Consider the following 2,500-nt stretch of genomic DNA (forward strand, 5'->3'; position numbering starts at 1 on the left):
GTGAATCTGGCGGGACCACCCGCTAAGCCTAAATATTCCCTGGTGACCGATAGCGGATAGTACCGTGAGGGAATGGTGAAAAGTACCGCGGGAGCGGAGTGAAATAGTACCTGAAACCGTGTGCCTACAAGCCGTGGGAGCGTCGCTCATTGGGTTTACCCAATGGGTCGTGACTGCGTGCCTTTTGAAGAATGAGCCTGCGAGTTTGCGGTGTGTTGCGAGGTTAACCCGTGTGGGGAAGCCGTAGCGAAAGCGAGTCCGAATAGGGCGATTTAGTAGCGCGCTCAAGACCCGAAGCGGAGTGATCTAGCCATGGGCAGGTTGAAGCGGAGGTAAGACTTCGTGGAGGACCGAACCCACCAGGGTTGAAAACCTGGGGGATGACCTGTGGTTAGGGGTGAAAGGCCAATCAAACTCCGTGATAGCTGGTTCTCCCCGAAATGCATTTAGGTGCAGCGTCGTGTGTTTCTTGCCGGAGGTAGAGCACTGGATAGGCGATGGGCCCTACCGGGTTACTGACCTTAGCCAAACTCCGAATGCCGGTAAGTGAGAGCACGGCAGTGAGACTGTGGGGGATAAGCTCCATGGTCGAGAGGGAAACAGCCCAGAGCATCGACTAAGGCCCCTAAGCGTACGCTAAGTGGGAAAGGATGTGGAGTCGCAGAGACAACCAGGAGGTTGGCTTAGAAGCAGCCACCCTTGAAAGAGTGCGTAATAGCTCACTGGTCAAGTGATTCCGCGCCGACAATGTAGCGGGGCTCAAGCGTACCGCCGAAGTCGTGTCATTGCAGCAATAGGGCCAACGCCCGCTGTGATGGGTAGGGGAGCGTCGTGTGCCGGGTGAAGCAGCCGCGGAAGCGAGTTGTGGACGGTTCACGAGTGAGAATGCAGGCATGAGTAGCGATACACACGTGAGAAACGTGTGCGCCGATTGACTAAGGGTTCCTGGGTCAAGCTGATCTGCCCAGGGTAAGTCGGGACCTAAGGCGAGGCCGACAGGCGTAGTCGATGGACAACCGGTTGATATTCCGGTACCCGCTTTGAAACGCCCAATATCGAGCCCATTAATGCTAAGGCCGTGAAGCCGTTCCGGACCCTTCGGGGAAAGGAAAGTGGTGGAGCCGTCGACCCAAGGTGGTAGTAGGTAAGCGATGGGGTGACGCAGGAAGGTAGTCCAGCCCGGGCGGTGGTAGTCCCGGGGTAAGGGTGTAGGGCGTGTGATAGGCAAATCCGTCACGCATTAAGCCTGAGACCTGATGCCGAGCCGATTGTGGTGAAGTGGATGATCCTATGCTGTCGAGAAAAGCCTCTAGCGAGTTTCATGGCGGCCCGTACCCTAAACCGACTCAGGTAGTCAGGTAGAGAATACCGAGGCGTTCGGGTGAACTATGGTTAAGGAACTCGGCAAAATGCCCCCGTAACTTCGGGAGAAGGGGGGCCATCACCGGTGATAGGACTTGCTCCTTGAGCTGGGGGTGGCCGCAGAGACCAGCGAGAAGCGACTGTTTACTAAAAACACAGGTCCGTGCGAAGCCGTAAGGCGATGTATACGGACTGACGCCTGCCCGGTGCTGGAACGTTAAGGGGACCGGTTAGTCACATTTCGGTGTGGCGAAGCTGAGAACTTAAGCGCCAGTAAACGGCGGTGGTAACTATAACCATCCTAAGGTAGCGAAATTCCTTGTCGGGTAAGTTCCGACCTGCACGAATGGCGTAACGACTTCTCGACTGTCTCAACCATAGGCCCGGTGAAATTGCACTACGAGTAAAGATGCTCGTTTCGCGCAGCAGGACGAAAAGACCCCGGGACCTTTACTACAGTTTGATATTGGTGTTCGGTTCGGCTTGTGTAGGATAGGTGGGAGACTTTGAAGCCGTGACGCCAGTCATGGTGGAGTCGCCGTTGAAATACCACTCTGGTCGTGCTGGATGTCTAACCTCGGTCCGTGATCCGGATCAGGGACAGTGTCTGATGGGTAGTTTAACTGGGGCGGTTGCCTCCCAAAGGGTAACGGAGGCGCCCAAAGGTTCCCTCAGCCTGGTTGGCAATCAGGTGTTGAGTGTAAGTGCACAAGGGAGCTTGACTGTGAGACCGACGGGTCGAGCAGGGACGAAAGTCGGGACTAGTGATCCGGCGGTGGCTTGTGGAAGCGCCGTCGCTCAACGGATAAAAGGTACCCCGGGGATAACAGGCTGATCTTCCCCAAGAGTCCATATCGACGGGATGGTTTGGCACCTCGATGTCGGCTCGTCGCATCCTGGGGCTGGAGTCGGTCCCAAGGGTTGGGCTGTTCGCCCATTAAAGCGGTACGCGAGCTGGGTTTAGAACGTCGTGAGACAGTTCGGTCTCTATCCGCTGTGCGCGTAGGAATATTGAGAAGGGCTGTCCCTAGTACGAGAGGACCGGGACGGACGAACCTCTGGTGTGCCAGTTGTCCTGCCAAGGGCATGGCTGGTTGGCTACGTTCGGGAGGGATAACCGCTGAAAGCATCTAAGCGG

At 56.4% G+C, this 2,500-nt stretch carries 1 rRNA gene (only partly in view); it reads left to right on the forward strand.

From position 1 onward, the window contains the following. A 23S ribosomal RNA gene (locus tag DEJ46_RS22445) occupies positions 1-2,500 on the forward strand (it extends past both window edges: 485 nt to the left, 138 nt to the right).

The organism is Streptomyces venezuelae (genome assembly GCF_008642375.1).
Taxonomy (GTDB): Bacteria; Actinomycetota; Actinomycetes; order Streptomycetales; family Streptomycetaceae; genus Streptomyces; species Streptomyces venezuelae_G.